This is a genomic window from Sinorhizobium meliloti (assembly GCF_017876815.1).
GTDB classification, from domain to species: domain Bacteria; phylum Pseudomonadota; class Alphaproteobacteria; order Rhizobiales; family Rhizobiaceae; genus Sinorhizobium; species Sinorhizobium meliloti.
This window is the reverse complement of the sequence record NZ_JAGIOS010000001.1, coordinates 2,649,300-2,674,448: the sequence shown is the minus strand read 5'-3', so window position 1 is coordinate 2,674,448 and position 25,149 is coordinate 2,649,300. Positions and strand designations below refer to the sequence as shown.

32 protein-coding genes and 1 pseudogene are annotated in these 25,149 nt (G+C 60.2%); 16 read left to right on the top strand and 17 right to left on the bottom strand.

The window, feature by feature from the left end; all coding sequences use genetic code 11:
- Positions 1-84: 84 nt before the first annotated feature.
- From JOH52_RS35905 to JOH52_RS12745, 5 genes are all read right to left on the bottom strand, one after another.
- Positions 85-210 (bottom strand): hypothetical protein, encoded by a 126-nt coding sequence (locus JOH52_RS35905; RefSeq protein ID WP_267899156.1) that lies wholly within the window; start codon positions 208-210, stop codon positions 85-87.
- 852 nt (positions 211-1,062) lie between these two features.
- Complete coding sequence (locus tag JOH52_RS12760; protein ID WP_014529285.1) at positions 1,063-2,202, bottom strand: peroxiredoxin family protein; 1,140 nt, start codon at positions 2,200-2,202, stop codon at positions 1,063-1,065.
- 37 nt (positions 2,203-2,239) lie between these two features.
- Entirely contained in the window at positions 2,240-2,752 is a 513-nt protein-coding gene (locus JOH52_RS12755) for a hypothetical protein (protein ID WP_014529284.1), read from the bottom strand.
- A 251-nt stretch (positions 2,753-3,003) separates the two neighbouring features.
- The gene (locus tag JOH52_RS12750; RefSeq protein ID WP_014529283.1) at positions 3,004-3,273 is read right to left on the bottom strand and encodes a helix-turn-helix domain-containing protein; all 270 of its coding nucleotides are present in this window, start codon (positions 3,271-3,273) and stop codon (positions 3,004-3,006) included.
- A 1,047-nt stretch (positions 3,274-4,320) separates the two neighbouring features.
- The gene (locus tag JOH52_RS12745; RefSeq protein ID WP_014529281.1) at positions 4,321-4,497 is read right to left on the bottom strand and encodes a hypothetical protein; all 177 of its coding nucleotides are present in this window, start codon (positions 4,495-4,497) and stop codon (positions 4,321-4,323) included.
- A gap of 449 nt (positions 4,498-4,946) precedes the next feature.
- Here JOH52_RS12745 and JOH52_RS12740 point away from each other — a divergent pair, with 449 nt between their 5' ends.
- The 3 genes and pseudogenes from JOH52_RS12740 to JOH52_RS12730 form a co-directional block, all read left to right on the top strand.
- Complete coding sequence (locus JOH52_RS12740) at positions 4,947-5,822, top strand: hypothetical protein (protein ID WP_014529280.1); 876 nt, start codon at positions 4,947-4,949, stop codon at positions 5,820-5,822.
- 76 nt (positions 5,823-5,898) lie between these two features.
- A complete protein-coding gene (locus JOH52_RS12735) occupies positions 5,899-6,876 on the top strand; it encodes a hypothetical protein (protein ID WP_014529279.1) in 978 nt (325 codons plus the stop codon).
- 196 nt (positions 6,877-7,072) lie between these two features.
- Positions 7,073-7,172, top strand: a pseudogene (locus JOH52_RS12730) (IS6 family transposase); the annotation flags it as partial.
- 91 nt (positions 7,173-7,263) lie between these two features.
- Here JOH52_RS12730 and JOH52_RS12725 read toward each other — a convergent pair.
- The 9 genes from JOH52_RS12725 to JOH52_RS12685 all read right to left on the bottom strand — a co-directional run bounded on the left by JOH52_RS12725 (position 7,264) and on the right by JOH52_RS12685 (position 13,659).
- Positions 7,264-8,556: a hypothetical protein gene (locus JOH52_RS12725; RefSeq protein ID WP_234942941.1), complete on the bottom strand. Its 1,293-nt coding sequence runs from the start codon at positions 8,554-8,556 to the stop codon at positions 7,264-7,266.
- A 947-nt stretch (positions 8,557-9,503) separates the two neighbouring features.
- A complete protein-coding gene (locus JOH52_RS12720; RefSeq protein WP_127661893.1) occupies positions 9,504-10,064 on the bottom strand; it encodes a hypothetical protein in 561 nt (186 codons plus the stop codon).
- Positions 10,061-10,645, bottom strand: a complete 585-nt coding sequence (locus JOH52_RS12715; RefSeq protein ID WP_127661892.1) for a RuvC family protein — start codon at positions 10,643-10,645, stop codon at positions 10,061-10,063. Before JOH52_RS12715 ends, JOH52_RS12720 begins: the two co-directional genes overlap by 4 nt.
- Positions 10,646-10,647: 2 nt before the next feature.
- A complete protein-coding gene (locus tag JOH52_RS12710) occupies positions 10,648-10,968 on the bottom strand; it encodes a hypothetical protein (RefSeq protein ID WP_153530140.1) in 321 nt (106 codons plus the stop codon).
- 52 nt (positions 10,969-11,020) lie between these two features.
- Positions 11,021-11,656: a hypothetical protein gene (locus tag JOH52_RS12705; RefSeq protein WP_234942940.1), complete on the bottom strand. Its 636-nt coding sequence runs from the start codon at positions 11,654-11,656 to the stop codon at positions 11,021-11,023.
- 26 nt (positions 11,657-11,682) lie between these two features.
- Complete coding sequence (locus tag JOH52_RS12700) at positions 11,683-12,237, bottom strand: hypothetical protein (RefSeq protein ID WP_127657887.1); 555 nt, start codon at positions 12,235-12,237, stop codon at positions 11,683-11,685.
- Positions 12,230-12,676, bottom strand: a complete 447-nt coding sequence (locus JOH52_RS12695; protein ID WP_014529270.1) for a GcrA family cell cycle regulator — start codon at positions 12,674-12,676, stop codon at positions 12,230-12,232. Before JOH52_RS12695 ends, JOH52_RS12700 begins: the two co-directional genes overlap by 8 nt.
- A 12-nt stretch (positions 12,677-12,688) precedes the next feature.
- Positions 12,689-13,273, bottom strand: coding sequence for a ribosome modulation factor (locus JOH52_RS12690; RefSeq protein ID WP_014529269.1), 585 nt, complete (start codon positions 13,271-13,273; stop codon positions 12,689-12,691).
- Between the two features lie 137 nt (positions 13,274-13,410).
- Complete coding sequence (locus JOH52_RS12685) at positions 13,411-13,659, bottom strand: transcriptional regulator (protein ID WP_014529268.1); 249 nt, start codon at positions 13,657-13,659, stop codon at positions 13,411-13,413.
- A gap of 80 nt (positions 13,660-13,739) precedes the next feature.
- Between JOH52_RS12685 and JOH52_RS12680 the strand changes: the two genes are divergently transcribed.
- The 13 genes from JOH52_RS12680 (at position 13,740) to JOH52_RS12620 (ending at position 20,763) form a co-directional block, all read left to right on the top strand.
- The gene (locus JOH52_RS12680; RefSeq protein ID WP_014529267.1) at positions 13,740-14,258 is read left to right on the top strand and encodes a helix-turn-helix domain-containing protein; all 519 of its coding nucleotides are present in this window, start codon (positions 13,740-13,742) and stop codon (positions 14,256-14,258) included.
- 43 nt (positions 14,259-14,301) lie between these two features.
- Entirely contained in the window at positions 14,302-14,718 is a 417-nt protein-coding gene (locus tag JOH52_RS12675; RefSeq protein WP_234834452.1) for a hypothetical protein, read from the top strand.
- A 183-nt stretch (positions 14,719-14,901) separates the two neighbouring features.
- Positions 14,902-15,903: a hypothetical protein gene (locus JOH52_RS12670; protein ID WP_026031340.1), complete on the top strand. Its 1,002-nt coding sequence runs from the start codon at positions 14,902-14,904 to the stop codon at positions 15,901-15,903.
- Complete coding sequence (locus JOH52_RS12665) at positions 15,900-16,850, top strand: RecT family recombinase (protein WP_014529264.1); 951 nt, start codon at positions 15,900-15,902, stop codon at positions 16,848-16,850. The genes JOH52_RS12670 and JOH52_RS12665 overlap by 4 nt, the downstream gene beginning before the upstream one ends.
- 63 nt (positions 16,851-16,913) lie before the next feature.
- On the top strand, positions 16,914-17,426 hold the full coding sequence (locus tag JOH52_RS12660) for a hypothetical protein (protein ID WP_014529263.1): 513 nt from the start codon (positions 16,914-16,916) through the stop codon (positions 17,424-17,426).
- Entirely contained in the window at positions 17,423-17,593 is a 171-nt protein-coding gene (locus JOH52_RS12655; protein ID WP_014529262.1) for a hypothetical protein, read from the top strand. The genes JOH52_RS12660 and JOH52_RS12655 overlap by 4 nt, the downstream gene beginning before the upstream one ends.
- Positions 17,590-18,381: a hypothetical protein gene (locus tag JOH52_RS12650; RefSeq protein ID WP_014529261.1), complete on the top strand. Its 792-nt coding sequence runs from the start codon at positions 17,590-17,592 to the stop codon at positions 18,379-18,381. Before JOH52_RS12655 ends, JOH52_RS12650 begins: the two co-directional genes overlap by 4 nt.
- Positions 18,356-18,625 carry a hypothetical protein gene (locus JOH52_RS12645; protein ID WP_017272640.1) on the top strand — a complete coding sequence of 90 codons (270 nt, stop codon included), beginning with the start codon at positions 18,356-18,358 and terminating at the stop codon, positions 18,623-18,625. The genes JOH52_RS12650 and JOH52_RS12645 overlap by 26 nt, the downstream gene beginning before the upstream one ends.
- Complete coding sequence (locus JOH52_RS12640; RefSeq protein ID WP_014529259.1) at positions 18,622-18,819, top strand: hypothetical protein; 198 nt, start codon at positions 18,622-18,624, stop codon at positions 18,817-18,819. Before JOH52_RS12645 ends, JOH52_RS12640 begins: the two co-directional genes overlap by 4 nt.
- Positions 18,816-19,064 carry a helix-turn-helix transcriptional regulator gene (locus JOH52_RS12635; RefSeq protein ID WP_014529258.1) on the top strand — a complete coding sequence of 83 codons (249 nt, stop codon included), beginning with the start codon at positions 18,816-18,818 and terminating at the stop codon, positions 19,062-19,064. Before JOH52_RS12640 ends, JOH52_RS12635 begins: the two co-directional genes overlap by 4 nt.
- A 65-nt stretch (positions 19,065-19,129) precedes the next feature.
- Complete coding sequence (locus JOH52_RS12630) at positions 19,130-19,393, top strand: BrnT family toxin (protein ID WP_014529257.1); 264 nt, start codon at positions 19,130-19,132, stop codon at positions 19,391-19,393.
- Positions 19,380-19,616, top strand: a complete 237-nt coding sequence (gene brnA / locus JOH52_RS12625) for a type II toxin-antitoxin system BrnA family antitoxin (RefSeq protein ID WP_014529256.1) — start codon at positions 19,380-19,382, stop codon at positions 19,614-19,616. The genes JOH52_RS12630 and brnA overlap by 14 nt, the downstream gene beginning before the upstream one ends.
- On the top strand, positions 19,600-20,763 hold the full coding sequence (locus JOH52_RS12620) for a tyrosine-type recombinase/integrase (RefSeq protein WP_017266410.1): 1,164 nt from the start codon (positions 19,600-19,602) through the stop codon (positions 20,761-20,763). The genes brnA and JOH52_RS12620 overlap by 17 nt, the downstream gene beginning before the upstream one ends.
- A gap of 204 nt (positions 20,764-20,967) precedes the next feature.
- Here the strand turns inward: JOH52_RS12620 and JOH52_RS12615 are convergent, their stop codons facing one another.
- From JOH52_RS12615 to JOH52_RS12605, 3 genes are all read right to left on the bottom strand, one after another.
- Positions 20,968-22,113: an iron-containing alcohol dehydrogenase gene (locus tag JOH52_RS12615; protein ID WP_010969773.1), complete on the bottom strand. Its 1,146-nt coding sequence runs from the start codon at positions 22,111-22,113 to the stop codon at positions 20,968-20,970.
- On the bottom strand, positions 22,110-23,495 hold the full coding sequence (locus JOH52_RS12610) for an aldehyde dehydrogenase family protein (protein ID WP_010969774.1): 1,386 nt from the start codon (positions 23,493-23,495) through the stop codon (positions 22,110-22,112). The genes JOH52_RS12615 and JOH52_RS12610 overlap by 4 nt, the downstream gene beginning before the upstream one ends.
- A gap of 197 nt (positions 23,496-23,692) precedes the next feature.
- Positions 23,693-25,057: a glutamine synthetase family protein gene (locus JOH52_RS12605; protein ID WP_010969775.1), complete on the bottom strand. Its 1,365-nt coding sequence runs from the start codon at positions 25,055-25,057 to the stop codon at positions 23,693-23,695.
- Positions 25,058-25,149 lie beyond the last annotated feature (92 nt).

The window sequence follows — 25,149 nt, the reverse complement described above, 5'->3', positions numbered from 1 at the left end:
GACGGCAAGCCGAAGAAGGCTGGCGTGATGACAGCGTGCGCATCGCCAGCAGGGGGGCCTTCTTTCGACCTTTCCCCTCCGTCCCTATGGGGCGATGCCGGTGACGAGCACGAAGATGATCAGGGCGCCGACGATGATCAGCACCGAGAAGGCAAGATGCCAAGGCATGGCGTCAATCCCATTGGCCGTGGGGGATGGCCTGTTCTTCACGCTGGATTTCTCCGTCGTGCACCCGCTTGGATACGGTCTGGATATTGTTGATGTCCCAAAAGAGCTTCGGATCTCCTCGATGCGGGGTCCTATGGTGCGCGACGGGACTATTCGGGGCCGGCGCCTTTGCGGTGCAAAGCTCGCCTGTGCGCTGGCATGTGTAATTGTCGCGCAGGAACACGGCTTGGCGCAGGTCCTCCCATGCGGCGGTATTGTACCAAGCACGCCATGGCTGGAAGGTTCGCCGCTTCTTGTCGGCATCGTCGGAGGCATAGCCGACGAGCGGCGACAGCGTTGAAATGTTTGCTTGCAAAGCGCGGAGTCGAGGCATCGCATCGAACGCCGATCGGGCTGGCGCTTCCTAAATCTAGTGGCAATGACGGGGATATAGCTGCTATATATGGATTCCGGTCACATCCTGTCAAGTCGGCAAAGCAAGTTTGCACGAGTCCGGCAACGAGAAATGCGCCGACATTTCGGTTTCGGGGCAAGAGAAACTTGACTGGTCCGTTAAGGGGCGGTGGTTGGGCGAGGTGACCATTCGGTGCAGCTCGGACATGTGTTCGAACATCACTTCAGCTTTGAATGGAAGTTCCAGACGCGATACTGCACGGCCGGCTCAAGTGCTGGCAAACTCAGTACCGGTCAGCTCAGCAATGCTGCCGAAAATTGCATGACTATAAAGGACTCCTAGTAATCACGTTGCTGCAATGCCACCATTGCCCGCGCGGCAAGCGCCGGACATCGACGCCTCCATTCAAGTAATGATCAACGGCAGCACTTTGCCGCAGCGACGGAGCGAGGGGGTGTCTACACCCTCAACGTCCTGAAAGCTCACATCTAGAGCCATCCTCAAGCCGGGTTCTTCTTCTCCGCCTGCCGTGTGGCACCATTCGGAACATTCTCCTTCGGAGCCACACAAGGAGCTCCGTGACAAACCTTCTCGCCCTTGTAGGTGGCGAGGGTCTGCAGCACACCCTCTAGCCAGGACGGGTTTACCCGAGGCAGTCCGTCCGCCAGCTTGAGTGCGAGCTCGAGCAATTCCTCCGCGCGAGCTTTATTGCCGCTCTCATAGTAGTATGGAGCGACGGCCCGATAATACGACGCCTTTACCTCGTCTTTCAGCCCTGTCAGTGCAAGGATGTGTTCGGAGAGCTCCTTGCCCATAGCAAGGCGCTCGGCAGACGGAAAGTGCGTGTAATCATACTCATCTGGATTGAAGAGTTGGTCCAACGCGTTCAACAGCCACTCCTGGTCGTTTCTGTCGATAGCGTCACGAACCAATCGCCGCAGTACGGTCAGGCCGGTCTGCATGTCGCGCATTTTGTAAAGCAAAGTTTCCACATGAGTCGTGCGGAGGTCGATGTCATCTGGCATCAAAGCGATAGCCTCTTCGATCGCCGGGAGCGCTGTCATCCAATCCTTCATCTCTATCGCCGCGGTGAATTTGTCTAGAATCGGGTTCAGTTGCGCGTCGTCTCGCCCTTTGGCGATCCGCTCCCTTTCGACGGCTTTTGCTTGATCGCTGCTACGCCACGTGCCGTCAAGCACCTGCGGCAGGACAGAATCGAGGTCCGTCGGATGACCGATAAAGGCGATGCGGCTGTCTCGGTCGACCACAAACGAATATGGAACTCCGAAAGAAAAGCTCGCTTCCTTCCATAGCTTTTCCATTTCGCCTGTGCAGTCGATCCCGACCCGGAAGTTCAACTTCGGGACGTTTTCCGTCAACCATGGGTCCAAATGCGCTCGAGCGTCATCGGCAGTCGCAGCCCGTTCTTCTGCAGCCACGCCAACGACCTCCAGTCCTCGGTCCCTGTATTTCTCCTGCAGCTGTATCAGATTGAGCATCGGCGCCACACAATGTGGACACGTGGTGGAAAAAAATTCGAGGACGTAGACTGTGCCGGGCTGGAAGTTCGCAAGGGGCTCGCCCCCTATCCAGTTTTGCGCTTTAATTGCAGGAGCTTGTGACTCCATAGACAGGTACATATTACTCTTCCTTCTTTGCCCGACGCATATGGGGATTTCAGCGGCGGGTGGCAAGGCCCCACAAATCGGCAAGATCGTCCAGGCAGGAGCGGAGTTCATTGGCGGCGGCCAGCTTGCCGCGCCTCGATCGGCCGAGTTCATGCAAGGCATATCCTTCGCCGCATATCCGACATACCAGCCGGTAGCGATCGGGATCACGCAAGCGGCGCCGGGCGCGGCGCAATTCATCAGCGGCCACCAGCTGGCGTTCGGTGATCGGATCGGATCGCTGGCCGCCGTCTACCGGCTCCTTGCCATAGTCGATGGCGCCGGCACCCTTGCCGCCCATGGTTTCCCAAAGGGCGCCGAACCTGTTTGCGGCGGCCAGCTGCGCGGGATCGAGGCGGCCACGCGAGTAAAGCATGATGACCGCGCTCTGGCGGGTATTGATTACCGCGCTGATCTGCTTGGGGTTGCCGGCGGTCCCTGAATGGGCGCGGCTGTAGAATGGATTATCGACAACGACGCCGCGCAGGGAACGGTGCGGATCGTGCGGTTTCCTCTTTACCATGAACGCCTCGGGCGTGAATCAAACGGGGTCGCCCGATTATAACAAACCCGCAGTCCCGGCTCGGACGATCAGAAGCATGAGTAGGCCGATGGCGACCGCCACGGCCAGCGCGAAGACGCGATATTGCGGGATCATTGGACGGCCCTCTTCAATCTGACGCGAGCGCTGCCTCGCGAGGGCGGGCCTTTCTCTGAGAAAGCCGCCTGAATAGCCTTGAGCTCGCGGTCGCGCACGGCGATCTGATGCATCAGCTAATCGACGAGCCCGGAGTCCTCGTCATTATCGAAAAACGCGCCAAGAATATGGTTGGGCGTGATGCCAAGCTCCTTGCAGATCAGGATCAGCGCCGAGGCCGAGATCCGGTTGGCGCCCTTCTCGTATTTTTGCAATTGCTGGAACGTGATCCCGAGCTTTTCGGCAAGCGCTCCCTGCGACATGCTCCGCAGCAGCCGGAATTCCCGAATGCGGGCGCCTATCTTCTGATCAATGTCCGTGGTCTGGACTTTCAAACTCTGTCTCATGCTCCGCCCTTTCATTGCAGGAAATTCCGCATCCTGCCTTCCATCGGCCCGAGGCTGGGATCCTCTTCCACGCGCGACCGAGAATATTGGGTCGACCGGGCGGCGGAAGTGACGAGGAAGCGGGTCAGATCGAAGCCTCCGAGGCAGCACCACATCATCTCCCTCATTCTTCTCCGTTCAACGCGCATCTGCGCTTGCCCTTACCCGTATTTCTTTCAATTTGCCCTTCCTTACGCTCGATGGTTGAGATAACAGTTCTCTATGTCAATATTGTTTTCGATCAGATTGGCAACTATCATCCGGCAGTTGTGACAACAAGCGAATACAAAGCCGCGCTCGCCGCTCTCGGAACGGGTTTCAAATGGCCGCAGAATCCTTGCGAATAGGGCCTCACACGTCTCAGCGCCACGCGTTCCAGGGCTCACCCCGGATCATCGGGCTCGCGCTTGAGGCATTAGCCATAAAAACTGAGGGGAAAAATACGTATGATAGAAAATAATATTTACCTGATTGGCCAACGAGCATCGCCGCTGGTGGGGGCCGGGTCGTCACGGATATGCAAAGCGACTCGCCGACTTTGGCCGCTACAAGGAAGCCCAGGCGCTGGAAATCTGACCAATGCTATGTTCGGCCGTCGGGGCGACCATCCTTTGCCGGAAATGCCCGTCCCCTTGAAGCTGGTCACTTTCGCGGTGGAGCGGTTAAAGGCCTCTACTCCGGCGATGACCCCCGGGGCACCTGCCGTAGAATAATTCTAATTCCGGGTGGCTGATCGCAGCAGAGCGCAGCCAAAACTGCGAAAGAACGCTGCTAGTCGGAGAAATGGCGGGGAAACCCCACGTAGCCCGCCGCCCTGCATCCCCCCTTGACCAGGGCCGACTATGGTGCACCCGGAATGGCCGAGCCCGCCCCATGCCACATAGGCGGGCTCGGCCGCAATTCTCAGTAGGCAAGCGGATAGGCATCGGCAAGCAGCTTATTCCAGCGCGAGCGGAAATTTGCGCCGGGGCATAGTGGCTTCTTTCCTCGGCCACGATAGCGTCACGATTACCTGAAGTCTCGCCAGCGCGGCAGTGTGCCAGTCGCCTTGAACTGACAGGTGTTTGGCGGGATCAGCGGCCGGTAGCCGCTTCCATGGATCGGCGCGTCCTTGGGGATGAGCCGTTCCGGGTCCAGCGCTTGCAGGACGAATTCATGCGTGGCGCCGGGCATGTAGAAAACCATCGTCCCGCCTCGGGGCCGGCGTGGTCAGATCGGTCGAGCACGAGCAGATATCGGCTCCAGACCAGGTGCGCCCATGGCGCGTCGATGATTCACGCGGCTCTGCTTTCCGCTTTCGAGGCGTCAAATTCGCCGTTGTGGTGCTGGCGGCGCAATTCTTCGGCCGCTTTGTTCCCGAATCCACATCCGTACTGAACGTGTTCTCGTGCCGTTCCGTCAGCATTAGCTCTTAATCTTGCCGTAGAGTTTCCACTTTCAGCAGGCAGGCAACTGGTAAGCCGCGTGGCTCCATAACCACGAAAGACCGTTCGATCCGCTTGAAGGCCCGGTGATAGGGGTCTGTCGGTTCGTAGACGACGCGCGTGTGACCGACGGTGGGTGTTGACTAACGCAGCACGCAATGCTTTATAAGCAGCGACGGACTAAAACCCTCATGTAGTTGGAAAAGCGTCATGGATCATTTTTCTGCACCGTCTGACAATCCGAACGATCAAATGGAGTCGACGTCGGAGCGCATTCCGCGCCACGGCAAAGAACTGTGGCATCTGCCACAGGCGCCGTATAAGCAAAAATCACCGAGGAAGCTTTCAGAAATCGCCTGTGCCTGCCTGTTGTCGGGCAGCTTGCTGGCAGGGTCGGCGCATGCTGTCACGCCGGACGATCACTCGATCCTGAGCGCTTTTTGGACCCCCGCGAATCTGATCAAGGAATATTTCGATTGGCGCGGCTGGGCTGGCTGGGGCTCGGTTGGCGCGACCAATATGCTCATTACGGCGGGAACCGGAGAGAGCGACGGCGACTTTACCAAGGTTGTGGTCACCAATCTTTGCGGCGCTATCGCCGCCGGCTTTGTAGCCGCGTGGAAGCCGGCCGACGGGCCTGGAGCTGCGTCGCACATCAAGGCAATCGTCAAGTCCGGGAGCGTGGCCGCCGCCGCCAGCGCCTGCGGATGGGCGACGCAGGCGACTCTCAAAAAGACCGATTCCGAAATGTCTGCTGCGCACAATGCCATCGACAAGGCGAAAAGGACCGATAAGCCGAACTACGACGAAATCGTCGACGACAAGACAAAAGTAAATAACGCATTTCTGGCCATGGAGAAGAATTACCGCGATATCGCGCGCGCCTTGAACGATGCGGCGTATTGGTTGAGCGAATGGCGCAGAAACGGCTGCTCGACCCGCACGCAGTCCACACTCTGCGACGAACTCTGGGATAGCAGGGCCCGTGCGCAAGCGGCCGCTGAGAAGAAGCTGGTTACCTTCAACGATGACGGCAGGGATATGTCCGCCTACGCCAAGGAACTGGCTGCCGACGTGAAATCTTGAATTGCATTTGCCCGTTCGAATCTTCGGCCGGCCCATTGAAAGCAGTGGGCTGGCGTCAAAATCCAAGGATAAAAAAATGCCGATCTACGACTCAAAGGCAACAGGCAAAAAGAAATTGCTGCGCGTCCTTCTCGTATCGCTTACAGCTTTGGCGGTCCAGTCGGATGGAATTGCAGCAATGGCCGAGGTGTTGCCACAGATTTCCCAGCAGCAATCTCCTGCGATCCCGAATCAGATCCTCATATCCAACAATGAGGAGTTGGCTGCCGACCCTCAAGCTCCCGTTCGATTTGATCTGTTGGATCCGGCGCAATATGCATTGCAGGCCAAGGATTACGGAGGGCATCCCGCCTACGGCGCAGCGATTCTGGCGCGGGGATGCGCCGACTATTTCGAATCTCGGAGCCATCACGACCAGGATCTGGCCGATGCCGCAAAACTGGAAAAAAGCGGCGACAGGAACTTCGAAGATCTTGTCGCCGCCACCGCTTTCAAGATTCGCACGATGGAGGTGCAGTGCAGCGGTGTCACCGCGGAAGACATCCGCAATTCCGGCGATTTGATGCGCGAAGCCGCGGCCGCGGGGGATGTCAATGCCAAGGCCATTGTCTTGTTCGAGGATTTCCGCGCCGTAGATGCCGCCCGGGCCGAAGCCAAGCTTGCCAACAAGGCCTTCGACGTCGATCCCGCCGTTTACAAGGATTGGCTGAACGAAGCGGTGCATCTGACTGAACAGGGAAATCTGAGAGGCGCCCAGCTTGCCGCCTTGCTGACCGGCCTCAGCGCCTACGGGCAAAAAGACATGACTACATCGGCCATGTGGTCCATGGTCGCCCAACAATCCGAAGGGGAGGCATTCGATTCCGGCAAATTCTCTTTCGAGACGGAGCCATACAACGAACTGAGCGGTGCAGAAAGAGCCGCAGCCACCGAGCGCGCAAAGACTGTTTTCGGCGCTTGTTGCAACCAGCCTTCGGCGCAAGCCCAGGAGAAGGCTGACAGAGTGATCGCCGCACCGGAGCGCGAGGAAATCGGACAACTTCCGGCGCGCTGAATCTCGGATGGCAGGCCGTTAAGCCTGCCCTCCTGTCTTGGCAGCCGTCTTTTTCAAGGCTGCCTTTCGGCCGGCCCCGCCGGATGGGGCCGGCCTTTGCACTGCGCTTCTTTGTCGCCGCAGTGCCCGGACATGTCGCCGACCGGTGCTGTCACATTGATTTTGACTTAACGGTTTGACGATGGTCAGGTGGCGCATGGTCCAAGCATGCGCCACCTACAAGAACCATCGCTTCCCGATCGAAATCGTTGCTCATGCCGTCTGGCTTTATTACCGGTTCGGGCTGAGCCTTTATCCGGTTAGCTCTGGTCGGACGACCAACGTCGTTCGCGGCGCGTATCAAACGTGCAACGACATTGGTAGTCAGCATTGGCGGACGAGCTCTTCTCAGCGCAGGTTTTCGGCCACGGTCCGGTAGCATGCATCAGACGATCCGACATCGAGCTTACTAATCAGTTCCCACTTCTTGCGGTTGTAATCAAAGAACTCAACGAAGCACTTATTGGCTTTATAGTCGAGCCACTGCGCTGCTAGAAGGCGGCTTCCTATCTCGAAGTGAAGCTGCATGTACATATTTTCCTCACCGCCGCGCGGGAGATTGGCAGGTCTTCCGCTGTTATTGTCACCGACAATTGCAAAGGTACACCCAGTTCCGCATCCAATCTGGATCACAGAGAAATGCCCCGCAAAGTTGGGGCCTTCGCGCATGCCGTTGCGGATTCGGGTGCGGAACGAGTTGAACTTTCGGTCTCTCCCGCGGAAATCTGGAAGCTTAGTTCGGCCGGTGAAACGCTCCGTCACCGCATATCGCGCGGCGCGTGGGAACTCTGCCTTTGATGCAAGGCTCCCATTCGCGAAGCTCGAGCCGGTGGTATCGCATTTATGCCAGTCCGTCTGATATGCGGCCTGGCCTTCGCCCGCGTAGCACCAGCCGACGGCCTTCAACTTCGCTGCAATCACTTCCCGATATGTACAGGCCGCCTGTGTCCTTTCGGTGTTGTCGACGGTTCCGCGGCAAACAGCATTCTGATCGTACCACTGCGATAGGACGCGGACCGGAGCCACAGCATCCTTGTCCACATCCAGCACTTCACCGCTCTCGGAAGCAATCTTCTGTGTTGAGGGGTCCCACGAGATCAGGAAGCGCGCCGAGCCGGATGATACTCCGTACCCGACATCACGCCTCGCGTACCAGTCGACGATCCCTGCAACAACGCAGTAGGCGGCGCATGAGACCGTAGCGGTGCCCGGCTTGACGTTGTAGGCCCGGACCGGCCAGCGCATGACGAACTTCACCTTCTCGTCGACAACATAAATCCGCGACCTTGGTTTCCCGTAGAAGCTCACTGTCTCGTTATATGCCCGATCCATAAACACGAGCGCCTCCGCATTTCCCAGCGACCACGCCTGGTAATAGGCAGAGACAAACGCTAGGGCCCTGTCTTCATTTGCGAGGGGCCTTTCTTCTTCCTCGTGAGCGGTGGTTTCGTCCGAGGGTGTCATTGTGGTGTCAGGTAGTGTTTCGGGAACGGCGTTTTGTAGCCCCGCCGTCACGTTGTATTCGTCCATTTCGGCTGCTGTCAGGTACCGCATATCGTTGGGTGCCACCGAAAGGCTGAGTTGCAGGAGCTTCGGGTCGACGCCCATCTCAAGCAGATACGTCATTATCTGCGCGGTCATCTGCTGTACCGCAGCGACTGCTGTATGGCCATCCAGAACAGCGTTCGCCGAGAATGACGATTGGTGCACGCCGATGGAGCCGGGTTCAGCATGTCGGATAACGGCGCCCACGAACGCTAACGCACAGGCGGAAACGCACTGCGTGGCACGCGGCTGAAAACTGGAGAGACCCAGCGACCGAATAACCCGACCATAGGCGATAGCACGGCCTCTCATTGATCAAGACCTATTTGCCCATTCTCTGCCCGATGGACATGATGCGCCTAGGCTGACTTTGGAGCTTGCGGCGGGCGTCGCAGCAATGAGCGACGATGTCCTGGTAGATTTCGCGACGCGGTTTGAGAGCCAGTTCCGTGCTTGTGATCGTTCAAACGTGATGGCAGACCGGGAGCCTTGCCATTGATCAGCCCTTCGGGGCCATGCGCATTGAAGCGCATGGCCCGGTCAATCTAAACGCCGCCCACCTGCGCCGCCTAACTCCTGAATTACGCACGTACCCTTCGAAGTACCACCTGCCTGTCTGCACTCTTCCACGAACTTCTGGTATTTCTCACAGGCTTTGTCCTCAGGCGCGCACACGACTGCCGTGAAACCGTAGACGACGCCGGCGCTTGCGGTCGGAGCAAGAGCAGTCGTGGCCAGGACCAGCGTGGTGCCAGCAAGTATTGTACTCAGCCAGCGAGACCGGAATTTCGGCCATGCAGTAAGACCTGCGGCGACGGTCTTGTCTGATGATCTTTTCATTGGAGGTTCCCTGTTTCGTGACGTGTTTGCGTATGGTCTGCGTCGCTTGCGACGCCGTGATTGGGCACATCGGAATTTCATGACGTTTGCCACTTCAATCGCTCCCGTCTGCTGTCCGGATAACAAACCTTCTAGCAATCCCCGTTGACAGCAACCTGAACGCTGCCGCGACTCACTTAGCTCCATAGCTTCCTCCGTTCGGTTCAATGCTTGACGATGCGAGTGCGCAAAAGCGCCTCGCTTGGGTTCACTGGATCGTTGCTGAAATCGGGGGGATCGTGGTCGGGCTGATGGTGGCGCTTCGCGCGCGCGGCTCCGAGTCTAGAGCTACAAGATTCTTGCTTATTATGGACTCTGGATTCTGGAGTCATGCTGCGAGCATTGCTTGTGCCGAATTCCGCTTTATTTTCAGCAGTTTTCGACCACCGAGCCGCCGACATCTTTTTTCCCTTTTTGCTCCACTTTTCTTCACGTACCATTTTCCGGGAGTAGATCGTGCCCCTCGAATTGACGCTAAAAACGCCCGCTTTTTGCAGTTCGGCCAGCAGCTTTTCGACCAGCCTCGGCGTGCCGTTTGTCAGCGTGGCGAGCGTCTGTGCATCGACCTTCTGGCGACCTAGCTTGAGATGACCGCGAGGCTTAGCGGCATCCATGAGGCAAAGCATGTCCACCCAGAGGCCGCGCGCGGCATAGCTGCATGTGCGCAAGGCGGGGTCTCCGAGCCAGTCGGACGGATAGAAGCGCATCCACCGTTCCGCCGTCATGCTGCCGCCTCCGCAAATAGGAGGCGGAGTTTTTGCGAGCACGTCGCGGCCCATCTGGCGATGCATGCGGCCTCGGCCTCGTCCTCGTTGCCGGCCGCGATCCGAAGCGCCTTGCAATAGGTCCTCGCTTGCGCCTTGGCGTCGGCGCGCGACAGCTTGCCGCCGCCCTTGCCATAGATCGCCGCGCGCCATGTGGCCGGCGGAACTGACTCATGCGGAATGCGGTAGCTGATCGCCTCGCCCCGGATGATGCCTTGGATTTCTGGCAAGAGCAGCTGATCGGCATTGACCGTCCAGAGGGCGGGACCGTCGCCGCCCAGGCCGAGCAAATTGGGGTTCGGCTTCTTGGGATAAGCCGAGATGCGCCGCCGGGCGCGCTCCCATACGATGAAATCCGGGCGGCGCTCTTTCGGCCCGACCAGCCGTTTGAACTGGCGGGCGAACAGTTCGCATTTTTCCTCTGGATCGGCCCCGTCCTTGCACGAAAACGAGCCGCAGCGCATGTCTCGCTCGTCACCGGGGTATTCGTAGAGCGCGAACCCGGTGCGTGTTATGGACTGGTCGAGGCCGAGGATCAGCATTATCAGGCCGCCCGCAACTCGCCGTATTCTTCCAAAGCGTCGGCGTGTGCCAGCTTGTGCGCGGCCTCAGACCGAAGCCGGTTGACGTTAAAGGCAATGTCGTCGCGATTCAGACATTCGAGTTTCACATATTCGGTGTCATCCTTGGATGAGCGCGCCGTTGGATAGCGGGCCTGTAGAGCGGGGAAAAGATCATGCGCCTCCCCATCATCTTCCGGCTCGAAGCGCTTTCGGCAGAATTCCCGCGCGATCTGGCGTAGCTCCAAATGGCAACCGAGATAGACCAGAGGCGGCGCCTCCCGATCCGGGTCAAGCTCGGTCATTGCCTCGGTCGCCAGCCACGACGGGCTCACGCGGGCCTCATCTTTCCGCCGTTCATACACGGCAGACAGAATTTCGCGCAGCCTCGCGGCCTCCGATGTTCCCTTGTTCGGCATTTGACGCCTCCAATTGGTTGAGCCATTCACAGACGCGCGGTACCAGCCGGCGCATATCTGCCCGCATGTGATCCGCCATTTCCGCCCAAACGCGGTCGGGATCGTCGGCCAGAATTCCGTTCCGTTCGAAGTCCTTCATGCGGCCCCAAAGCCATAGGGCGGCGCTGTCCATGGGCTTCGATCGCTTTTCAGCAATCTTCGCGATGATGCTGTTCGCGGTCGGCACGCCCGGCTCGGCGAGTGCCGCCTCGAATTCCTCTTTGGGAACCGCAGCGAGCTTTTGCCAGCGCTCGTCCTGATCTTTTGAAATCCCGAGTTCGGCGCGGCGCTCCGCATTGGTCGAAACCTTCCCGGCTTGGTCGGGAGGGTTTTTTGCAGGTCGCCCGCCCCTGCTTTTTTCCTCTTGGCGCCGCAGCTCGCCGGCCTTGCGCTCGGCCCGGAGCCGGATTTCACACGCGCGGCGTTCCGCTTCGATGTTTTTCGCTTGCCGGGCATAAACCTCAAGCGCCAGCGCCTTGTCCCGAATATCTTTGACCTCATCGATTTGGTAGGCCTCATCGATGGCCCGGCACATGGCATCGTATCGGGCGAGTTCCGCAGTCATTGCGCCGCCTCCACGTAACTATTTGCGATTTGATTTGAGGGCCGGCCGATGAAGTGCGGGCCGCCAGAATGCCGGCGGTCGAAGCGATGCCACGCGCAGGAATCCTTGGCTTGATGCTTCGTGCCCGGTATCCACTTGAGCCGGCCGACAGCGACGATGTGGGAGCAATAATCGAGATAAGGCGCCGCTTGCTTGGTGTGCGCCCAATCGGCATCAAACAGGAGCCATGTCGGCAGGATATCGGAAAAGCGCTCGATCATCGGATGGAGCACAGCCCGCGTCCACGGCGGGTTCGTCACGATCGCGTCGGCGCCCTGAAATATGTTTGGATCGCAGGTCAGGGCGTCGAAGCCGTCGCGCAGATCGCGGGCAAAGGCGCAAAGGAAGCCAAAGCTGCATAGATGCGCGACCAGATTTCCAGCGCCCGCGCACGGTTCGACAAAGGTCACGATCCCCTCGGCGCGAAGATGCGGGAGCACTGGCGTGCCCCCCTTCAAGGGCGTGGCGTAATCGTCCGCCTTGCGCCGGGGGAAGTCGGATCGCTTACCCATGGCGGGGCACCCGAGGCTGATAGCCGATCAGTTGGTGATAAGGACACCATTTCTCGCCCTTGCGGGTGCCGGCGCCGCAAAATAGGTGCTGATCCGGGGCGGCGCCGTGCGGACTCACCGGCCAATGGCAATCGCCGCGCTTCAATTCGGCCAGCGGCACAAATCGCATGGGCGGAGGAGGCAACTGGAGGACCGGCGCCGGGTTGGCTTTAATGGTCGAGCGCGCGACTTTCTTCACCGGCCACCTCCTCGGGCTTGCGGCTTTGGGCGGGCGCTTCATCAGCGCCCTTAACCGGGCATTGCGGAAAATCCGGCCGATGGCCGCGCCTCGGGAAATGCCCATCTCTTGGCCGATCTTTGCGGCCGACCAGCCCTTTTTGAGCATCTCGGCCACCTTGTCCCGGTCGGCCTCTTTCCAGATTACTTTCTCGGGTTGCATGGCGGCGGCCCCCTATTCGGCGGCCTCGGCCAGATCGGCCTCGTCGTCGTCCTCGGGATCGTTCTCGCCATCATCAGCGGCGGCCAGATCGGCGGCCTTCTGCGCGCGATTGGCCTGCTTCTTTTCCATGGCGGACTGTAGGTTAGCGGCCATTTCCGCCTGCGCTTCTTTCCAGCCCTTCGCCCATGCCCGGCCCTGCGCCGAGTTCTCGTCATATGGGTTGGTGTCGGCGTTGACGGCTTCATATCCAGCCCTTTCGCCCTCGCGCCGTGCGCGATCGACGGCCGGCTCGCGGTCGAAGTCGAATTCTGATTGAGCGCCGATCGGAAGCGCGAAATAGCGGCCGATCTCGGCGCGCCGCTTCTGCTCATTGACGATGATGGAAGGGTCCTCGATCTGCGCGCAGCGGAGGCCGAAATCGATGTCGGCGAGGACGATGCCGTTCGCCTTGGCCTCTTTGCGAAGTTTCAGCCGGACGGCGTTTTCGGCCTTGCACTTCTCGGTCTGGACCAAGATTTGGTTAAAGTGGTGCATGTAAAGAGCACGTTGCTCGGCTGGTGTAAGGTCCTTGGAATTATCGCCGATGGTGGCGGGCATTGGGGGCCTCCTCTTGGGTTAGGGGCGGCCACCGCGTCGCGAGGGCGCCGTGGAGGGAAGGAAAGCCCCACGGCGGAGAGTGGGGGCGCGGTGGCCTTTCCCGCCGGCCGGGGCATGGTCGGCGGAACATCAGGCGGCTATTCCGCCGCCTCCTTATTTACTGGCGCCGGGCCGAATACGTCGGGGCGCAGAATGTGACAGGAAATGCCGGTTTCCCTTTCGACGCGCAGCACGTGCTTTGCCGGGATGATCTTCCAGGCGTGGACCAGCTGGCGGGAAACGCCCAGCCTTTGGGCGAGGAACTTTGCCCCGCCTGCGCGAGTCTTGGCGGCCTCGCATGCAATGGCCCGAGGATCAGTCGATAAGTTTTGTTTGCTCGCGTTCATTTATAAATGTAAGCAATATTTTCACGCGGGATCAAGAGATTTTGAGAATTTCACGGTGACAAGTTAAGCTGGCGTGTGGCATGGTTGAACCTGGTGGGGGAAATGCACCTGTGACGAGCGGGAAAAGGCGATTGGTGAGCCGAGCCGAATTGGCGGCGGGTAAAAAAAGGGAGGCTGAAAAGCATGCAGAGCTTGTGGAGCTTGGCAAACGCATCAGATACCTCAGGAAGGAAATCCTCGGTTATCACCGACAATCCGATTTCGCCGAACGCCTTGGGGTGACCCGAGGCGCCGTAGGAAATTGGGAAATCGGCGTCGGGATGAAACGCGATCACCTGATAACGATCGCCAAGGAATTTAATATTTCGCATGCATGGCTGGCCGAGGGGAAAGGCACCCCGATCGCAAAGCCGAGCATCGATTCAAAGTTGGAATTGTTGCCGCCGGAAGAATACGAAACGCTCTATGAGCACTTTCAGACCATGATTGATAACCGGCTGCGCGCATTGGGGCGAAAGGAGCAAAACGACGACGAGGACTCGGGGCCTCCCGATGTTCAAGCGGGGGATTATTCAAAGCGGCGGGAACCAAATAAATGAGAGGATTCATGCGGTTATGGGTAGACTCTTGGTATCGTCAGCAATGGATTCAGAGGAAGGGCTTCCACCGGCTCTGACAGATTTTCACGTCGTTGCTGTGGGCGATCATTTCATCGCCCAAATGCAAACGGATGACGGCCGGCGAATGGCCGTGTTGATCCGATCGTTTGATGACGCCGCTTGGCTCCAGCATGAGGCGAGCCAAGCCCTCGCAGCGATGATTTCCAGCGTTCGAAACGCCCCTTACCCGGCCCGGCAATTCGCCGAGGTGATCCGGCGCGCCGCACGCGCGGATGTGCAAAAGAGCCATGTCCTGTTTAACCCGGCTACCGACGAGTTCAACTATCATCTTCACTTCCCCAGGCGTGCACCGATCTCGATGACGCTGACCGGCGCGGATATCGACATTATGCGCGCCAAGCAGCAGGCCGCCCGATCCATCGCGCGCGCCGATCGCTAACCACACTTACGGATATCTTGACGCCGCCCGAGGCCGCAAACGCGCTTCGGGGGCGAGTCCCCCCATCGGACTGACCCACGTTAGCCAGCGACGCTACTCCGATTCTGCAAATAAGCTTTTCACCGATCTTGTGGATGTGTGAAATTATTGTTTTCATGAGGATCTCCACTATAGGAGGACTTCATGCAAAACGATTGGGATAAATGGCAGGCCGCGCTCGCCGATCCGAGCAAGATTGGCACCGGAAAACTCACCATTCATCCGGGCGAGCCGTGGACCGGCTATTTCCGCGTCCGCCGCAAGGGCGGCGATTGGGAGCCGGTGCAGTTTTGGCGGGGCGCTGACGGCGATTGGTACGCGACGCGATCCGGCCGCCCCGTCGATCGCGACCAGATCGATGATTTGTTCCTGTGGGCGGTCAAGCAGCCCATCAGCGAGGAGGCGTTTGACCGGGCCAAGGCCGGCAACGGATGGGCCGACGAGCCCGAGCGGCCAGCCGCCGGCATCGGCCATAACAGCGGCGCCGAGGCTGATGAATATGAGGCCCTGCGGATCGAATGGCTCGGCGAAAGGGAACAGGCCCTCGCCTTCCTGAAAAAGCCGATTGCCAGCAAGGAGGAAGCCGACAAGGCGGCCATATCGGCGCGGCGGCTCAAGGACATCGCCAACCGGGCCGACAAGCTGCACGCCGATGAAAAAGCGCCGGTTCTCGTCAAGGCCCGGAAGATCGACTCCAAATGGCGCGAATTGCGTGAGGAGCCCGAGGGCCTGCAAAAGCTCCTGAAACGGCATCAGCTGGCGTGGCTCCAAGAGCAAGACCGGATTGAAAAGGAGCGCGTGCGGGCCGCCGCAGCCGAAGCGGAGCGCTTGCGCCGCGAGGCCGAGGAAACCTTGAGCAAAGCGAAGACGCCCGAGGCCGAACGCGAGGCCGGCGAAAAGCTGGCCGCCGCGAAAGAGGCAGAGCGCGAGGCGGAATACAGGCGCCCGCAAGCCGGGCGGACTGGCGCCAAGACATCGCTGCGCACCCGCCGCGTCGGCCGGATCATCGATCTCGAAACCTTCCTCGCCTCGATCAAGGACAGCCAAGAAATCAAGGACGCCGCCGATAAGGCCTGCGCGCGCTTGGCGAAAGCCAATGTCGCGGTGCCTGGAATGGAGATTGTCGAGGAAAGGACAGTGGTATGAACCAGCTTGCAAAAGCGCCGCGCCGGTCTGTGCTTGTCGATATGGCCGCGCACTTCGGCATGGAGGCCGATGCCTTCGAAATGACGGTGCGGGCGCAATGCTCGCCGACCCCAAAGAAGGGCGAGCAATTCCGTCCGCTGACCCGCGAGGAGTTTGCCGCCTTCCTGCTGGTCGCCAAGAAATACGATCTCAATCCGCTAACCCGCGAGATTTTCGCCTATCCGAAGCGCGGCGGCGGCGTCGTGCCGATCGTCTCGATTGACGGGTGGATCAACCTCGTCAATTCGCACCCGGCTTGCGACGGCTTTGAATTCACGTGGGAGCGCGATGCCAACGGCGATCCGATTTCTTGCACATGCATCATGCATCGCAAGGACCGAAGCCACCCGACCGCCGTCACCGAATACCTCGCCGAGTGCTGGCGCGACACCGAACCGTGGAAGATGAAGCACCGCATGTTGCGCCACAAGGCGCTGATGCAATGCGCCCGCTATGCCTTCGGCTTTGCCGGCATCTACGACGAGGACGAGGGCCGGCGGATCGCCGAAGATCAGAACATTGCCCTATTGCCGCCAGCGCCGCGCGCGCCGCGCATAGGTCAGCAGAGCCCTGCTGGTGAAAAAATCCAGACGGCGCAGGGCGATGCGACGGAGGTCGAGTCCGGGACCGGGCAGCCGCCGGTAGACTCGGCCTCCCCCCTTGATGACGAGCCCGACCCCGATCGCGAGGAAATAGGCGGCGTCGATGCCGACTCCACCCCGGACGCGGAATTCTTTGACGAACTGCGCGACCGGCTGGCCGAGGCGAAAGACGCCGCCAGCGTGGAGGAAATCTGGACAGAGCTTGACCCGATGGCGCGGTTCGAAGGCTCCGACCTTGATCAAGAGATTTGCCAGAAGATCAAAGCGCGCCGGCTGCGCGATCTGGAAAAGGAGGATGGGAAATGAGGCCGACGTTCGACAATGGCGCCCTGATTGATTGGATCGCCGCGCAGGACCCGGAGCAATATTATGATTACGTCAGCTGCCGCGAAGAACCTTTGCTGGCTTTGCGGCGATGTGATGGGCACCCGCAAGGCGTTTGCCCTCGGCCCGATGTGCTGCATAAACCGGGTATCGGCCGAGCCGCCGTCGCATTACGAATGCGCGGTCTTTGCCGCCAAGGCATGCCCCTTTCTTTCCAATCCCGACGCCCGGCGCCGCGAGCGCGATCTGCCCGAGGCCCGCGAGGTCGCCGGGATCATGATTGAGCGCAATCCCGGCGTGACCGCGATTTGGGTGACGCGCTTCTATAGCCTGATGCAGGTTTCAAACGGCGTCCTGTTCTTCGTCGGCGAGCCGGAAGGGCTGGAATTCTACGCACGCGGACGCGCCGCGACCCGCGCCGAAATCGAGGCGTCCATCGCCTCGGGCATTCCCCATCTAGAGGAGGTCGCCAAGCGCGACGGGCGCGGGGCGATGTCGGAACTCAAGCGCATGCGGAAACGCTTTGACGCCCTGCTGGCCGATCGGGTGCCGGCATGACGAAGGACGAGGAGCAATTGTGGCGCGCCGAGCAATACCAGCGCCTCGCCGCCCTCAATTATGAAAAAGCGGTGGAAAGCGACCGCGACGCCGACCGCCTGATCTACCAGAGGATGGGCGCGACCTATTCGCGGTTCTCACGGCGATTGATGGGAATAGAGCAATGAAGAACGATATCCCCCCGCTCCGACTGACAGTCGGCCCCGGCAAGCTGACGCCGGCCGATGCCTTTTCCGCCGAAAGGCTCGAGTCGTACCGGCATGGCACGACGATGTTCGTCCAGCCGATCACCGATCCGCAAAGCAAGAAGCGCCGCAAATTTTGGGCGATCCTCGGACTCGTCATTAGGAATTGCAACACGCCCTGGCGCACCGTCAAGGACGCCGCGAACGCGATAAAGCGGACGTTCGGGCTGATGGACGACGGCGGCACGGCCGGCAACGTGCGGATCATGTACCCGCGCAGCCTGAATGATCTGACAGAGCCCGAATTTGAGGAATTCTACGAAGACGCCATGCTCTATTTGCAGCGCGTGACTGGCATCGATCCCGAGACGCTTTCCAAGGAGTCGCCCGATCCCGGCGACGATGAACCGCCGGCCTCATCCTCCAGCGAGGCCGACGCAGGCAGCGGCGGTGGCGAATCCCCCAATCCTGAAGGCAACCCCGCCGCCGCTGCCACCCCGCATCGTGACGAATGCATCGCGAAGTTTCTGCAATTCGCGACCGATGAGGAAACCTCGGCGCAGTGGAAGCTCGAAAACCTCGCCCCAACCGTCAAGGCGGCGTGCGTGCAACAATTGCCCGACGATATCGCCTTTGTTGAGGCGTGCTGCCGAACGGCGGAACAGCTTATCCGAGGCGATATCAAAGGCCCGGAGGCGACCCGCTATCTCGATGCGCTGGCCGCCAAGCCAAAGGAGCAAGGCAATGGTGACGCAGGAAGAAGCCGCTAAAATTTGCGATCAGGTCAATTTGATCGTGGAGGCTATTAAGCCTCTTCTGGCCGGCCACCCGGCCGAGGTCCAAAGCGTCGTGCTTGCCGATCTGGTCGCCACCTTCATTGCCGGCTGGTCGCCTAATCTCCGCAAGAAGATGCTCGACGCCCTTATTGCAAATGTCGGCGACCTGATCCCCGTCAATGAAATGATCCTTTTCGGCCCGGAAGGGCACCCGGATAGGGAGATGACGCGCCAATGATTACCACCCGCGAGAAAGCCAATTGCGCCGCCCGCGAAGTCAAGCAGCGGCGGTGGGTCTATTCCCGGCTCGTCGCCGAGGGCCGCATGCGGCAGCAATCCGCCGAGCGTGAAATCGAAGTTATGCAGGCCATCGCCGACGACTATTTGCGGTGGGCCTGTGAGGAGGAGTTGCAAACGAGCTTGCCGCTATGACGCTCAAATCAGACCCCATCTCTTACCCGCCTCGCGGTCTTAACCGTGAGGAGGCCGCCCGCTATATCGGCGTCGGCCTAAGCAAGTTCGATCAGTTGGTGGCCGACCGACGCATGCCGAAGCCGAAGCGCCTTGACGGGCGCACGGTATGGGATCGCGTCGCACTGGACGTGGCGTTTTCGGAACTTCCCGAGGAAGGTCAGGAGAATTTCTTCGACCGCGCAGCGGCGACCAAGCGGCAGTGATTGGGCCGCCGGTAGGTTGCGAAATACCCATTGAACGAATATATTTTCTATCCTAACGTCCGGCCATGGACTTCGAATTTGACCCACCCAAGAGCGCCACGAACCTTGAAAAGCACGGCATCGACTTTGATGCCGCGCAGGCCCTCTGGCTCGATGAACGGCTGTTGGAAGTCCCTGCGAAAACCGAAGATGAGCCCCGCTTTCTGGCAATAGGCCAGATCGGCGGCAAGCACTGGACAGCGGTTTTCACCTATCGTGGCACAGCCATTCGGATCATTTCGGTGCGCCGCGCCCGGAAACAGGAGATAGAGCACTATGAAAGCCTCTGAATTTGACCGGCGCTTTGATGCCGGCGAGGATATCACCGACGCGGTTGATTGGGATAAGGCGCAGCGCCCCAATCTGGAGCCCCATCGCGTCAATGTCGATTTCCCTTCGTGGGTGGTTGGGAAATTGGACCAAGAGGCGCAGCGCTTGGGGATCACCCGGCAAGCGCTGATTAAGGTGTGGATCGCCGATCGGCTGGAGGGGCGAAATGGCGCAGCATCCTGATTACCCCGGCGTATCCCCGATGGTCACGCGGCACGGCAAGACGCTGTGGCGCTATCGCCGGAAAGGGAAAGAAGCGATGATGCCGGGCGAGCCGCACACGCCCGAGTTTGATGCTGCCTACAGCGCGATCATTGAAGGCCGGGCGCTTCCGAACGCCGATGTCATCCGGCACCCAAAGGCCGCCGCGCCGCGCAGCCTCAAGGCCGCCTATCAGCTTCTCAAGCAAGAGGATGAATGGCTCGCGCTCGATCCACTGAAAACGCAGGCGACTTATGCGCGGACGATCGAGCGGATTTTGGACCTTCCCGCCGGCAATAACAGCACCATCGGAGACGGCCCCTTCGCCGATCTGGAGCGCGCCCACGTCAAAAACATCCTCAAGCATTTCCCGACGCATATGGCGCGCACGGCGCTGATCTGCATGAAAAAGCTGACCATGATCGCTCTCGATCAAGAATGGATTAAGCACGACCCGACCTATCGATTGAAGAAGAACACACCGACGCAAGGCCACCACCCTTGGCCTGCGGACATCATGGCGAAATTCGAGGCGAAGTGGCCGATAGGGAGCCGACCGCGCACCGCTTATGCTCTGGCGTTATGGCTTGGCAACCGCGTCAGTGATGTGGCCCGCCTTAGCTGGTCGCACTACACCGTCAAGCAGATCATGATCGATGGGACGTTGTGCGAATACGAAGGCTTTGAATTCGTCCAATGGAAGGGCCGCAAGAAAAAAGGCGAGGCAATGTTCCTGCCCATGACGCCGATGCTCGCGACCGAGTTGGCGCCGCTGGAACGCGACCCGGAAGGGCCGGTCTTGAAAAAGCAGCTGAAATCGAAAAAGCGCGGGTGGTTCTATGCAGATATCACGCTCACTATCGCCATGGCCGAATGGTGCGAGAAAGCGGGAATTCCGCCCGGCTACACGATGCATGGGCTCCGCAAGTCGCTCGGGGTAAAGCTGGCCGAAGCCGACGCATCCACCCGCCAGATCATGGACACCCTCGGGCACCGCAATATCGCATATGCCGAGCTTTATACGCGCAAGGCATCGCAGGCCCGGCTGGCCATTCAGGCCATGGATAAGGTCTCCGCAATGGAGACGGCGCGCCGCAAGCCTCGCTTGATCGTCAGCAATAAAAAATAAACTTGGAAACCGGTTGGAAACCGGAATTTGGAAACCTTTTGGAAACCAGCCAATAACTTATTGAATTCATTACAAACATATACTCCGAAATGGAAACTTTTGGCCCCCAAAAGTTAACCGGAGGACGCATTTTCCATTGAAGGGCAACGAAAAAGCCCGGAAAACATGGGTTTCCGGGCTTGAAAAAATTAACGACGGCTCCCGTCAAATGCATTCTGCGAAGAGCTTTTCCGCGGCATCGAGCGTCAGTTCGACGGGATTGCCGCCGGCCGTCGGATCGACGATCGCCATCTCGGCCATCTCGTCGATACGGTCCGTGCCGACCCCGAGTGCGGAAAGTTTGTCCGGTACGCCGAGTTCCTCCCGGAGCCGCAGCACATAGTCGTAGAAACCGTCGAAGCCGCCCGCAATGCCGAGATAGGCGGCGGCGCGACCGATCTTTTCCTCGATCGCGGAGCGGTTGAACCGCAGGACCGGGGGCATCACCACGGCGTTGGTCATGCCGTGATGGGTGTTGTAGATCGCGCCGACGGGATGCGACAGCGAGTGGATCGCGCCGAGGCCCTTCTGGAACGCGACCGCCCCCATCGCCGCCGCGCTCATCATATTGGCACGGGCTTCGAGGTCCGCTCCGTCCTTATAGGCGCGCGGCAGGTATTCCTTGACGAGCCGCATGCCCTCGAGCGCGATCCCGGCCGACATCGGGTGATAGAAGGGGGACGAATAGGCTTCGAGGCAATGGGCAAAGGCATCCATGCCCGTGCCGGCGGTGATCACCTTGGGCATGCCGACCGTGAGTTCCGGATCGCAGATCGTGACGCCAGGCAAAAACTTCGGATGGAAGATCACCTTTTTCACGTGACTTGCCGAATTGGTGATGACGCTGGCGCGCCCCACTTCGGACCCGGTACCGGCGGTCGTCGGAACGGCGACGATCGGCGCGATACCTTCGACGCTCGCGCGGGTCCACCAGTCGCCGATATCCTCGAAATCCCAGACCGGCCGCGTCTGGCCGGCCATGAAGGCGACGCACTTGCCGAGGTCGAGGCCCGAGCCGCCGCCGAAGGCGACGACGCCGTCATGGCCGCCGTCACGGAACGCTTTCACGCCGGCTTCGAGGTTCCTGTCGTTGGGGTTCGGATCGACGTCCGCGAAGATCGCCCGTCCGAGGCCACCCGCTTCCAGAATATCGAGCGCCTGCTGCGTGATCGCCATCGGGGCAAGTCCGCGATCCGTTACGAGCAGCGGCTTCTTGATGCCGAGCGCCTTGCAGTGGTCGGCAAGCTCCTTGATCCGGCCGGCGCCGAATTTGACGGCGGTCGGATAGCTCCAGTTGGCGGTGATGGTCATGCGGTCACTTTCTTCAGGTGATAGGATTTCGGGCGGGTAAGGTTGTGGAAGCCCAGCACCGAGAGCGAGCCGCCCCGGCCGGTCTCCTTGACGCCGGTCCAGCACAGCGCCGGATCGAGATAGTCGGCGCGATTCATGAAAACCGTGCCGGTTTCGAGGTCACGCCCGATCCGTGCGGCGCGCTCCGCATCCTTCGTCCAGAGCGACGCGGTGAGACCGTACCGGCTGTCGTTCATTAATTCGATCGCCTCGGCGTCGCTCTTCACCTTCATGATGCCCACGGCCGGCCCGAAGGTCTCCTCGCGCATGAACTCCATGGAATGATCGACATCGACAAGGACCTGCGGCGCGAGATAGGCACCGCCATCGTCCTGCGGGAAGAGCTTCGGGTCGATCAGCGCCCTGGCACCCTTGGAGATCGCATCGGCGACCTGATTGCGCACGGTTGCCGCAAAGCGCTTGTTGGCCATCGGACCGAGCGTCGTCTCGGGATCGAGCGGATTGCCAAGCTTGTAATTGGAAACCCAGGCGACCGATTTCTCGACAAAGGCGTCATAGAGCGATTCATGCACATAGATGCGCTCGATGCCGCAGCAGCACTGGCCGGAATTGTAGGTCGCGCCGTCCATCAGCGTGTCGACGGCCGCGTCGAGGTCGGCATCCTCCATCACATAGCCCGGATCCTTGCCGCCGAGCTCGAGCCCCAGGCCGGTGAAGGTGCCGGCCGCCGCCCGCTCGATCGACCGGCCGCCTTCGACCGATCCGGTAAAGTTGATGAAGTCGAAGCTCTTGGCGGCAATCAGCGCCGCCGTCGTGTCGTGATCCAGGAACAGATTCTGGAAAACGTCCGCCGGAACGCCCGCCTCTATGAAGGCGCGCACCATGCGCTCGCCGACGAGGATCGTCTGGCTGGCGTGCTTGAGGATCACGGTATTGCCGGCCATCAGCGCCGGCGCGACCGTGTTGATCGCGGTCATATAAGGATAGTTCCACGGAGCGATGACGAAGACGACGCCATGCGGCTCGCGCGCGATGCGCCGCTCGAAGCGGTCGCTCTCCTCCACGACGAGCGGCTTCAGCGCGTCGGCCGCGATCGAGGCTACGTAATTGGAGCGCTCGTTGAATCCCTTGAATTCGCCGCCATAGCGCACCGGCCGGCCCATCTGCCAGGCGAGTTCCGGCACCACCTCGTCGACCATTTCGTTGAGGCGTGCGACGCCGGCAAGCACCAGCTTCACACGCTCATCGAGCGGGCGCCTGGCCCAGGCCTTCTGCGCGAGGCGCGCATGTGCCACGGCCTGCCTCGCCATCTCCAGCGGTATTGCCGGGCGCTCGGCATAAACCTCGCCGTCGACCGGCGAAACACATCGGATCATCGTCATGATCGTCTTCCTGTTCTCATTTCACAATGAATTCCCCTCCCCAACCCCTCCCCACAAGGGAGGGGCTAGTCGAGGCACCCTTTCCGCCACTCGAAGCGTCGCCATTTACGGAAACGTCGAGTTGGGCAAGATGGCGCCGCAGGCTAAGCCCCTCCCCCTTGTGGGAAGGGGTTGGGGAGGGGTAAAGCCGCAAAAACTTACGCCCTTTCGAACCCGCGCGCGACCTCCCAATCGGTCACCCGCCGGTCATATTCCTGCTGCTCCCATTCTGCGGCGTGCACATAATGGTCTACGACCTCTTCGCCGAAAGCGGCGCGCAGCATCTTCGAGCCGGAGAGCGCCTCGCCCGCCTCTCTCAGCGTATGCGGGATCTCGCGCACCTCCTTGCCCTGATAGGCGTCGCCCACGAACGGCGCCTCCAGTTCCATCTTGTTCTCGATGCCGGCAATGCCGGCCGCGATCAGGGCGGCAAAGGCAAGATACGGATTGAGATCGGAGCCGCCGACGCGGCATTCGATGCGGATTGCCTTGCTGCCCTCGCCGCAGAGGCGATAGCCGGCGGTGCGGTTGTCCTTGCTCCAGATCGCCTTGGTCGGAGCGAAGGTACCGGCCATGAAGCGCTTGTAGGAGTTGATATAGGGCGCCAGGAAATAGGTGACCTCGCTCGCATGGGCGAGCTGACCGGCCACATAGTGGCGCATGAGCTCGGACATGCCGTACTGCCCGTTCTTGTCGAAGAACAGCGGCGTTTCGCCGTCCTTGCTCCAGAGCGACTGGTGGATGTGCGACGAGGAGCCGGCGGCCGAGTAGTTCCACTTGGCGAGGAAGGTGATCGCCTTGCCGCGCTGCCAGGCGATTTCCTTGCAGCCGTTCTTGATGATCGCATGCCGGTCGGCCATCGTCAGGGCGTCGGCGTAACGGACATTGATCTCCTCCTGGCCGGCGGACGCCTCGCCCTTGGAGTTCTCGACCGGGATCCCGGCTCCCTGAAGGCCGTTGCGGATCGCCCGCATCACATCCTCTTCCTTGGTCGTCTGGAAGATGTGGTAGTCCTCGTTGTAACCGCTGGCGAGCTGCAGGTCGCGATATCCTGAGAGCCGCGCATCGTCATAGGACTGATCGAAGAGGAAGAATTCGAGCTCGCTCGCCATATAGGCCTTGAAGCCCATGGCTTCGAGGCGCGCCACCTGCTTCTTCAGGATGGCGCGCGGCGAATGCGGCACCTCCGCATGCGTGTCATGGTCCAGCATGTCGCAGAGAACCAGCGCCGTGCCTTCGAGCCACGGAATGCGCCGGAGCGTCGAAAGGTCGGGCTTCATCGTGTAGTCGCCGTAACCTTTCTCCCAGCTCGTCGCCTTGTAGCCGGGCACGGTCTCCATCTCCATGTCCGTCGCAAGCAGGTAGTTGCAGCTATGCGTTTCCTTCCACGCGCTTTCCACGAAGTATTCCGCATGAAAACGCTTGCCCATCAGGCGGCCCTGCATGTCCACCTGACAGGCGAGCACCGTGTCGATGCGCCCGGCGGCAACATCCTCTTTCAGTTCCTCGAACGAATAGCTCATGAAAGTGTCATCCCATGTTCGGCGCGGCCGTTCCCTTGAACCGCGAAACGAAGCGGGGATCGCGGTCGCGACCCCCACTCTCTTGTTATTGT

Coding starts and splice junctions, on each gene's coding strand:
- JOH52_RS12715 (WP_127661892.1), bottom strand. CDS start 10,645: ATGCTGATCCTCGGCCTCGACCAGTCCATAACACGCACCGGGTTCGCG.
- JOH52_RS12655 (WP_014529262.1), top strand. CDS start 17,423: ATGACGAAGGACGAGGAGCAATTGTGGCGCGCCGAGCAATACCAGCGC.
- JOH52_RS12615 (WP_010969773.1), bottom strand. CDS start 22,113: ATGACCATCACCGCCAACTGGAGCTATCCGACCGCCGTCAAATTCGGC.
- JOH52_RS12670 (WP_026031340.1), top strand. CDS start 14,902: ATGCAAAACGATTGGGATAAATGGCAGGCCGCGCTCGCCGATCCGAGC.
- JOH52_RS12710 (WP_153530140.1), bottom strand. CDS start 10,968: ATGACCGAGCTTGACCCGGATCGGGAGGCGCCGCCTCTGGTCTATCTC.
- JOH52_RS12745 (WP_014529281.1), bottom strand. CDS start 4,497: ATGGTTTTCTACATGCCCGGCGCCACGCATGAATTCGTCCTGCAAGCG.
- JOH52_RS12755 (WP_014529284.1), bottom strand. CDS start 2,752: ATGGTAAAGAGGAAACCGCACGATCCGCACCGTTCCCTGCGCGGCGTC.
- JOH52_RS12635 (WP_014529258.1), top strand. CDS start 18,816: ATGACGCTCAAATCAGACCCCATCTCTTACCCGCCTCGCGGTCTTAAC.
- JOH52_RS12720 (WP_127661893.1), bottom strand. CDS start 10,064: ATGACGGCGGAACGGTGGATGCGCTTCTATCCGTCCGACTGGCTCGGA.
- JOH52_RS12665 (WP_014529264.1), top strand. CDS start 15,900: ATGAACCAGCTTGCAAAAGCGCCGCGCCGGTCTGTGCTTGTCGATATG.
- JOH52_RS12660 (WP_014529263.1), top strand. CDS start 16,914: ATGATTACGTCAGCTGCCGCGAAGAACCTTTGCTGGCTTTGCGGCGAT.
- JOH52_RS12760 (WP_014529285.1), bottom strand. CDS start 2,202: ATGTACCTGTCTATGGAGTCACAAGCTCCTGCAATTAAAGCGCAAAAC.
- JOH52_RS12640 (WP_014529259.1), top strand. CDS start 18,622: ATGATTACCACCCGCGAGAAAGCCAATTGCGCCGCCCGCGAAGTCAAG.
- JOH52_RS12610 (WP_010969774.1), bottom strand. CDS start 23,495: ATGACGATGATCCGATGTGTTTCGCCGGTCGACGGCGAGGTTTATGCC.
- JOH52_RS12690 (WP_014529269.1), bottom strand. CDS start 13,273: ATGCCCGCCACCATCGGCGATAATTCCAAGGACCTTACACCAGCCGAG.
- JOH52_RS12645 (WP_017272640.1), top strand. CDS start 18,356: ATGGTGACGCAGGAAGAAGCCGCTAAAATTTGCGATCAGGTCAATTTG.
- JOH52_RS12740 (WP_014529280.1), top strand. CDS start 4,947: ATGGATCATTTTTCTGCACCGTCTGACAATCCGAACGATCAAATGGAG.
- JOH52_RS12675 (WP_234834452.1), top strand. CDS start 14,302: ATGGATTCAGAGGAAGGGCTTCCACCGGCTCTGACAGATTTTCACGTC.
- JOH52_RS12630 (WP_014529257.1), top strand. CDS start 19,130: ATGGACTTCGAATTTGACCCACCCAAGAGCGCCACGAACCTTGAAAAG.
- JOH52_RS12620 (WP_017266410.1), top strand. CDS start 19,600: ATGGCGCAGCATCCTGATTACCCCGGCGTATCCCCGATGGTCACGCGG.
- JOH52_RS12705 (WP_234942940.1), bottom strand. CDS start 11,656: ATGTGCCGGGCCATCGATGAGGCCTACCAAATCGATGAGGTCAAAGAT.
- JOH52_RS12680 (WP_014529267.1), top strand. CDS start 13,740: ATGGTTGAACCTGGTGGGGGAAATGCACCTGTGACGAGCGGGAAAAGG.
- JOH52_RS12605 (WP_010969775.1), bottom strand. CDS start 25,057: ATGAGCTATTCGTTCGAGGAACTGAAAGAGGATGTTGCCGCCGGGCGC.
- JOH52_RS12700 (WP_127657887.1), bottom strand. CDS start 12,237: ATGGGTAAGCGATCCGACTTCCCCCGGCGCAAGGCGGACGATTACGCC.
- JOH52_RS12695 (WP_014529270.1), bottom strand. CDS start 12,676: ATGCAACCCGAGAAAGTAATCTGGAAAGAGGCCGACCGGGACAAGGTG.
- brnA (WP_014529256.1), top strand. CDS start 19,380: ATGAAAGCCTCTGAATTTGACCGGCGCTTTGATGCCGGCGAGGATATC.
- JOH52_RS12685 (WP_014529268.1), bottom strand. CDS start 13,659: ATGAACGCGAGCAAACAAAACTTATCGACTGATCCTCGGGCCATTGCA.
- JOH52_RS12735 (WP_014529279.1), top strand. CDS start 5,899: ATGCCGATCTACGACTCAAAGGCAACAGGCAAAAAGAAATTGCTGCGC.
- JOH52_RS12725 (WP_234942941.1), bottom strand. CDS start 8,556: ATGACCGCGCAGATAATGACGTATCTGCTTGAGATGGGCGTCGACCCG.
- JOH52_RS12750 (WP_014529283.1), bottom strand. CDS start 3,273: ATGAGACAGAGTTTGAAAGTCCAGACCACGGACATTGATCAGAAGATA.
- JOH52_RS12650 (WP_014529261.1), top strand. CDS start 17,590: ATGAAGAACGATATCCCCCCGCTCCGACTGACAGTCGGCCCCGGCAAG.